The sequence below is a fragment of the Paraprevotella xylaniphila YIT 11841 genome, assembly GCF_000205165.1.
Classification (GTDB): Bacteria; Bacteroidota; Bacteroidia; order Bacteroidales; family Bacteroidaceae; genus Paraprevotella; species Paraprevotella xylaniphila.
Genome location: NZ_GL883857.1, coordinates 1 through 7,713, shown reverse-complemented (window position 1 = coordinate 7,713; position 7,713 = coordinate 1). Strand labels below are relative to the sequence as shown.

Annotated in this window: 7 protein-coding genes; all 7 read right to left on the bottom strand. The window is 40.8% G+C overall.

Going from position 1 to position 7,713, the window contains the following annotated elements:
- Complete coding sequence (locus tag HMPREF9442_RS16225) at positions 1-357, bottom strand: hypothetical protein (protein ID WP_147639898.1); 357 nt, start codon at positions 355-357, stop codon at positions 1-3.
- A gap of 84 nt (positions 358-441) precedes the next feature.
- The gene (locus tag HMPREF9442_RS08890; RefSeq protein ID WP_040602876.1) at positions 442-1,758 is read right to left on the bottom strand and encodes a DUF4934 domain-containing protein; all 1,317 of its coding nucleotides are present in this window, start codon (positions 1,756-1,758) and stop codon (positions 442-444) included.
- Positions 1,759-1,869: 111 nt separating this feature from the next.
- Positions 1,870-2,181: a hypothetical protein gene (locus HMPREF9442_RS08885; RefSeq protein ID WP_008627713.1), complete on the bottom strand. Its 312-nt coding sequence runs from the start codon at positions 2,179-2,181 to the stop codon at positions 1,870-1,872.
- 117 nt (positions 2,182-2,298) lie between these two features.
- Entirely contained in the window at positions 2,299-2,610 is a 312-nt protein-coding gene (locus tag HMPREF9442_RS08880) for a hypothetical protein (RefSeq protein ID WP_008627711.1), read from the bottom strand.
- Positions 2,611-3,371: 761 nt separating this feature from the next.
- Entirely contained in the window at positions 3,372-3,809 is a 438-nt protein-coding gene (locus HMPREF9442_RS15370; protein WP_008627707.1) for a hypothetical protein, read from the bottom strand.
- Positions 3,810-3,857: 48 nt separating this feature from the next.
- Positions 3,858-5,792 carry a transglutaminase domain-containing protein gene (locus HMPREF9442_RS08865; protein WP_040602874.1) on the bottom strand — a complete coding sequence of 645 codons (1,935 nt, stop codon included), beginning with the start codon at positions 5,790-5,792 and terminating at the stop codon, positions 3,858-3,860.
- Positions 5,793-6,217: 425 nt separating this feature from the next.
- A complete protein-coding gene (locus tag HMPREF9442_RS08860; RefSeq protein ID WP_008627701.1) occupies positions 6,218-7,417 on the bottom strand; it encodes a BF3164 family lipoprotein in 1,200 nt (399 codons plus the stop codon).
- Positions 7,418-7,713 lie beyond the last annotated feature (296 nt).

Below are 7,713 nucleotides of genomic sequence, written 5' to 3'. Positions count from 1 at the left end.
TCAAACAGGAAAATTTAAACAAGCTCTAAAACGAGAAAAAATATTTGTTGTATCCATATAAATCAAGGAAGAAGATAGTACGTTCCGTATAGCCAATTCAAATATTCCCTGATTTTTTTTCGATGGTGAAAAGATGAATATAAATTGAACCCCATCTCCGTATCGCTTTGATAACTCCGAAAGTTCATCCCACTGATATAATTTTCGCAAAGAACATGAAGAACAATCTGAACTATCTGAATATACGATGAACTTATATCCATCTAATCTTGGAACGCAAGGCGATACTCCGGTATTATCCATGGAATCCAATGGTAAAACGACTACATCTGATTGCATTCGTGCAATCTGTTCCATTGCTGCATTCTTGTTTTTACAACTCAGACAAAGAACGCTCATAATCAAGAAAACACAATATTTAAAGTTCATCTAAAAAGCAGATTATTTAAGGATACCAATTTGTAAAATAGGATTATCAGACCTCTTAATACCTTGAATAAAGGATCTTTCTTCTGAAGTTATTTCGAAACGAGAAGACATGATATGTTCACGAACTTTTTCTGCCACATTGTTCTTACTGAATAATGACATGAATGTTGTACCATATAGCTTATCAACTATATTCTTTCTTACCACTTCTGAATTGGACTCTTTTTCCAAGACCTCTTGATAAGGTTCAAACTGATCAGCATACAATACGCTCACAACTTTGTTTCCTCTTACGGTTTGTATTACATTACTTGAAACCAGACCATATAAGTCATTCCATAGAAAAGAAGCATATAAAGACTCAATATTTCGTTGTTTGGGATATAACCCAATATTGACCATCCTGTTTTTAACAATATTCAACAAGAAATAATTTGTTGCTTCATGAAAAGAGCCACAATATGCCAAATCAGGATTATGTCCTAATCGCTGATTCATTTCACGATTATCCATGTGTCCGAACCATTCTTTGGGAATTGCACAATCACCAAAATCCAAGAAGTAACGCGGTAACACACTGTCTTTGGTAACTTCATAAACAATAGAAGAATAAGGAGGATTACAAAATAACGTGTCATTATAAACGGAAAACGCCATTTTACACGCAGGATTGAAAGTCCCAAACTGTTCACTATATGGTAAACCTTCAGATACCAAAACTCCATCCCTATCTAAAACTTTAATATTATAACCATATCCATGTTCTATGTCATCCCCGTGGTTCATAAAAACAACAATATGTTCCTTATCTAATACTTGTAAAGTACCTATATACCATGGAAGTTTGATTTTACGAATATACTTTCCATCCGTATGAAAGAACATCAAGTGCATCTTATTATGGTCCCATACAATAATTTCATCATTGTAGGTATCATATACTACATCTTCCGGTGTAATATATTCTTTCTCTCCATTACCCCTATGCCCAATAAAGTTCAAGAAAGTTCCTTTTGAAGAGAATACAAATATACCAGCATTCGCATTATCAAAAATTAGAAAGTCCCCATTCTTTAATATCTCAACTTTAGACACTCTTCCAATAAGAGCTTCCGGATTTGTTTCAAGTTTCACAAAAGATAAAGTATCATATATATCAGAATAATTAAGAATGCCCCCCTCCTCCATATTTCCAAGAAAAAGAGATGGGATAGAATCATTTTCTATATAATAATTTGATAGAAAAGTATTCTTTGGTGAATTTGAACAAAAGGTAAAAAGGAACCAACTTACGCCTATGGCAAAATATTTTTTTATATTTGTTTTCATCTTTATTTTTTTTATAATTGGTAGAACCACATAAAATGATTCCACCAACGAAAGTTCTACAATAACACGTACAATAAAACTATAAGCCCTGTTATACAGGAAAAGCTGTAGTTAAATAGGACTTAAAGCATTACAACTTTCTCTACATTCAGTACAATGGACATACGAATTACCCGCTAAGCATTTCTCATATGTGCCATACCATGTAATACCACCAATGGTAACAGAGCATTGGTCTTCTACACAATCATAGACTTTAGAATCCCACCAATCTTCGATACCACTGCCCAACGCCTCAGCATTAGCCAACAAAAGGTCACTTTCACTCACTCCATTGTACGCATCATAAGTGCAATACCCAACATAGGCCGATAAGCCCAACATCACTGCACCCAACAAGGGTGCAAAGAATTTTTTCTTCATAAAATTTAGTTCTAAATTATACTTTTTTCAACTTCACTTTCTTTTCGCCGACCACCAACGTGGAATTAAAAAGAAAAGCAACAAAATATAAAAACTATTATGCTGAACAAACTATGGTCAATTAGCACTTACGGCATCACACATCTTACAATCAGTACAGTGAGCATACGAATCACCATCTAAGCATTTCTCATACTTACCATACCATGTAATGGGGCCAATAGTAATAGAGCATTGATCTTCTACACAGTCATGGGTCTTAGAATTCCACCAATCTTCGATAGCACCACCTAACGCCTCCGCATTAGCCAACAACAAATCACTCTCACTCACTCCATCGTACGCATCATACGTACGATACCCGGCGTAGGCCGACAGGCCCAACACCACTGCGCCCAACAAAGGCGCAAAGAATTTTCTTTTACTCATATTTTTGTTTTTTTAATTATCGGCAGAAATATTCATACCGATTCTTCTTTTCTTAATTCTGCCGCTAAGTAACAAACAAATTCCAACCTTTCCCAATTTTCAGCGTGAGCAAAAACGTGAGCAACGTGAGCAAATTTTGGAAAACGTGAGCAAAAACGTGAGCATTTTTCGCAATTCATTAATACGCAGTCTGTTTTACAAGATGATTAAATAACGTTAAACGCGAGTCAAAAAGCAAGCAAAAAGATATCTTTTCATTTCTAATCGAAAGAAAAAGTATGGTTTTGAGCAAAAGAGAATAACGAGAAAAGCACCATCCACATCCTATTTCAGCCCACAAAAGCAAGATTATGGGGCACATCGGCGCACGACATACGCACATTTCCGCGAAAATCTAAGCCGAACGAAAAACCGTTTGGCTGAAAGTGGAAAATCATTCTCCGCAGAAAAAACGGAAAACAACAAGAATAACAACTTTGAACGGCCACAGGTACGGGAAAAAAGCCATGAAAACGCACTTGAAACACTTATTTGAAAAGGTTCTGCCGTCATAAAACGCCTGACAAAATGCAAGGTGAAGGACACAAGGACAATACCACTGAAGAAAAAAAACACGGCACACCCCTACAAGGCATCCACATAAAAGCAAGCAAAAGACGGAAATGGATGACTTTTCGGAAAACGGAGAGAGCACGAGAATGCGTTATTCCGCGCCGCTACCCACAACGACCCGGAATAACGCATTCTCGCCAAGGCTGAAATTACATATTGTCAGCCTCCCCTTCTTCCAACAAAGGATGGCCGTCCGTCCTGACCAAACGCAGGCAATCGGCAGAGGGGCGCACGACATCGAACGGAAGACCATTCAAAGTTTTTCGTAAGTCCCGTTTCAACGTCCGTACCCGTTGGCGAGAACAACGTGAACCATCAAAATACCCCTGCATGCCGAGAATGCCATTCAAATCTGTATAAAGTATAGTATGATCCGGTTTGCAAAGCAAATGTTCCAATACCAAAGCTACCTGACGGCGGATTTTATACCGTAAACGTCCATATAGCAGAAGCTTCTTCCTACTATCCACGACCAAGACATCACAATCAGCATTTTCCACTACGGGAACGAAAGGCACGTCTGTCTTGTCCTTCCAAATTTTTCCTATCCCACATACAATGCAGAATCTGTCCAACAAATTTTCCACGTCATCTATGATTTAAAAGTTAATTAAAAATCTCATCAAGCCGTCCGCTCACCACCATACCTGCCGACCGGATTCATAAGTGAAGATGCGCTCTTCATGCCCTTTCGTATGGTTGCGCAAGAGGAACAAGGCGTGGAGCGGTGCGCGGTCGTACGTCAGAATCCCATCGGCATTCCCTTTCTTGTGCCCCAAGGAGACCCACCGGCCATGCTTCCAATAGAGCAGCTCATAGTCTTCACCCTCACGGATGAAATTATCATCGTTGCGCGGAAGGAAACGGATACGGGCTATCTTGCCGGGATGCTCCATTTCCCATCCGTACCAAACATTGTACACATCATGGGAATCATAGAACGACAGCACGTTACCGTCGAAAAGGTTCTCCATGCCACACCACGGGCGCACATGGAAATTGCCCAACAGGCGTTTGGGCTTCAGTGTGTCGCCTGCCGCATCGAAAGTGTAAAGCTCGGCCATGTTGCCGCGCGACCAGTCGGGCGAAAGGTAACGGAAATACTTATATTCCCCTTCATACGAAAGCTGTACCGTATGATAACGGTTGTCTTCCAGTTTGGATATCACGTGTACCGTCAGCGAATCGCTGAAATCCTCGCGGTTGGCCACTTGGAACTTACCGCCTATGACACCTTGCAGGAACTGGTTGGAACGGTCGTCGCGGAACTTGCGTTTCAGGCGCAGCATGCGTCCTCCGGTTTCGTCCGGTTCAAGGCTACGAACCCGGCCGTGTTTGTCCAAAAGAAAAACATCGCCTGCACGCAGCATGCCGGATTTCCCGTAATACACCGGAAGGTAAACCACCCCGCGTCCCATGGACTTGAACACGGCACGCCCACCACGAATACGCCCCCAATGCACAATCTTCCACTCGCGGTCATTGAAAACTGCCAGATAGGCAAAACGCGAACCAGCCAACTCCGGATGCTCGAGGCAGACCGCCACGTCGGAAGTTTCCATGTATTCGTCCGTCACGTCGGCGATGCAAGGCGTGTCGAACACTTTCGGCAGCATCTCATCCTCGCGGGCTATCATCCGCAAGGATTCCGGACGTTTTTCAAAGGTCTGCCGGAACACTTTGGGCAAACGGTCTTCTTTGCGTTTGGCAAAATGTTCGCCCAACCGTTCCCCCGGTGCAAACGGAATGGTTACCCCTTCGCCCAACAACACGGCGCACCATTCGTGCCCCAAGGAACGGTTGCCCCACTGCGGAACAAAATCCACTGCCGAAGGAATACCCGCCGTACGGAGCAGGGCCACGCAAAGGTGGGAATACTCCTTACACGTGCCCAATTTAAGATGCCCCAACATGGACAAAGGAAAATCCGGGAGGAAACAGGAAGGATAATAAATAGAGGAACGAATCCATTGCAAACGGGTATTGGCCATGTTATAGGCATAAGAATAATTGTCGGTGTAGCGTTCATAATCGGACACTTCGCCCGGCGACATGGCGAACTCGGCACGCCAGTGGTCCGGACGCTCTTCTCCCACACGGTAGGGCAACACGTAGCGGCAGAACACGTCGAAGTCGTATTGTTTGTTCCAGTTACGCCTCCACACGTTAAATGCACTATCGATAGATGCTATCAGGAAATCGGACTTCAGATGTGCCACATCATATAACCTATGCCCGGCATCGGCATGCAACCCTTTGCCGTAGAGGTTGAGAACGCTGTCATACTGCGCATTCCAAAATCCACGGTCACCATCCTTATGGGCAAACAGACTGTCCATGTCATGATAATAACCGTCCACGGCTTTCCCGCCATAACAATAATGGGCATCCATATTCCCTATCAGGAAACGGGCGGCACGTAACTTCAACGGTTCGTCACGATAATGCGACAAGACCTTTTCCAACTCCGGACGGTTGTCCCCGGCCACCTGCAACACAGCCTCCATGTCGTCTTTGCAACAAACAAAGAGACACAGGCACAAACTTAACAAACATGTAAACTTTTTCATATTTCCCTCCTATTCAGTTAATTAAAACTAATATTTCTCATTAAGGGGAGCACAATCCGCTAAACCCTTACATATATTATACGTTTGAAAGAGAGGAAATACTTACTCTTTAACAAAAAATATAACCCACGCATGTCCGTACGTCCATCCCTTGGTTGCAACCACACGCGACGACCTAGCCTCCATTTCCTTTTTGTAACCGTTTCCATTTTACTTTGCACTTTTTACCTCTATATACGAACAAGCCATTCCAAAAGCACAAAAGGGAATTGGTATTTACAAATCATTAACATTCAAATGCAAATGAGTCTCTTGCAGTTGCATCCTTTTGATTTCTTCCTTGATTCTTTCAGCATCATTACACGATATTCCTACCACACAGGCTAAAAGAAGAAATATAATGTTTATTCCAAACTTTACCACACTCATTTTATTATATCCTTTCTAAGCCGATAAAACATTAAAATTGGATTTATTCCCTCTTCACCCTCATTTCTAACTAATACAGACTTGACATCGTCTGACAAATGGGATGTTCCCTCTTTTATTTCTTCTTCCGTATGAGAACCCTTGAAATAAACATCAGTCAAGCCTACAAACAAATTTTGATGGACATCATAAAACTTCGTAAGATCAAAATTAAAACGGATAACATTATCCATGTCATTTATAACTTCTTTTATGAACAAGGATTCATCCTTTTGAATATCATACAAGAACAAACCTTTAACCTCTCTTGAGGTATAAAAGTTCTGAATCAGATAATCATTGGCATGAATAGGATTCCCGTAAGTATACAATATCCCTTTCTCTTGGGATTCCTGTTCCCCATTCACGTTCCTACTAGGCTCAAAATAAGGTGTGCCGAAATTCAAATAGTATTTCATAAACAATATGGAATCTCTTAACTGATAAATGCTTCTTTGATATATCGGAGCAAAATAAACAGAATTTGCACTATTCTCAAAATAAGGAGTTCTCGCGACGGGAGCAGATTTTTCTATCCCCAAAGATGCAAAATATTTCTTTTTCACGGCAAAACTACTGTCTGTAAGTACTATACTATAATTTTCTTCTTTGTCCGTCATGGTAAAAGGAGCAAGCGCAAACAGATACCATCCATTGTGCATCTGTTTAAAACGGATAGCCCTAAAAGGCAATTGACATAAATCAACGAAATGCCCATCATGGGTGTATCTTAAAATAGCGGATTTTGCCCCATCCAACAAATACAAATAGTCTTTATCCACATCAAAATCATACAGACTTATAACCTCACCTTGTCCCCGGCCTTTTTTATAACTGTTACGAAGGAATTTTCCATTACGGTTGAAACAGCGCAAATGCTCATCCAAATCCAATACATATATCAAACTATCCGTAAGCTTGATATTGATAGGAATTGTCAAATAAGATCCCTCCGTAGCTTCTAATTCCAAATAACTCACATCACAAATTATTTCACTTAGATTTTTTTGGGCAATCATGTGTTCTTCCATATTGATAGTAATTGTACTATCCGTCTTGGCATCAAGTTCTCGCTTCTCTATATCTCTAGCGAACCTATCTTTTTTTGAACAAGAAACAAATGCCATCACTAATAAAACAGATAAAATCGTTTTCATAAAAACAAAGAGTTTATTAAGAGGGGCGATAATATCTCCCCTCTTGAATTATACATCATTTACAAATAAGATTGCACATGGCCACTCGTACATTCATCCCGATTTCCACCATCATAACACCAATGGTATATTACGTAAGAATATTAGCATGATACCCGGCGTAGGCAGATAAGCCCAACACCACCGCGCCCACCAAGGGCGCGAAGAACTTTCTTTTTGTCATAATTTTAATTTTAAAATTATCGGTAGGAATATCCTGACCTATTTATATTGTTCCTTATTCATCATTCGTCAGG

Excerpts from the sequence above, each read along its gene's own strand:
- HMPREF9442_RS08865 (WP_040602874.1), bottom strand. The coding sequence starts at position 5,792 with ATGAAAAAGTTTACATGTTTGTTAAGTTTGTGCCTGTGTCTCTTTGTT.
- HMPREF9442_RS08885 (WP_008627713.1), bottom strand. The coding sequence starts at position 2,181 with ATGAAGAAAAAATTCTTTGCACCCTTGTTGGGTGCAGTGATGTTGGGC.
- HMPREF9442_RS16225 (WP_147639898.1), bottom strand. The coding sequence starts at position 357 with ATGGAACAGATTGCACGAATGCAATCAGATGTAGTCGTTTTACCATTG.
- HMPREF9442_RS08890 (WP_040602876.1), bottom strand. The coding sequence starts at position 1,758 with ATGAAAACAAATATAAAAAAATATTTTGCCATAGGCGTAAGTTGGTTC.
- HMPREF9442_RS08860 (WP_008627701.1), bottom strand. The coding sequence starts at position 7,417 with ATGAAAACGATTTTATCTGTTTTATTAGTGATGGCATTTGTTTCTTGT.
- HMPREF9442_RS08880 (WP_008627711.1), bottom strand. The coding sequence starts at position 2,610 with ATGAGTAAAAGAAAATTCTTTGCGCCTTTGTTGGGCGCAGTGGTGTTG.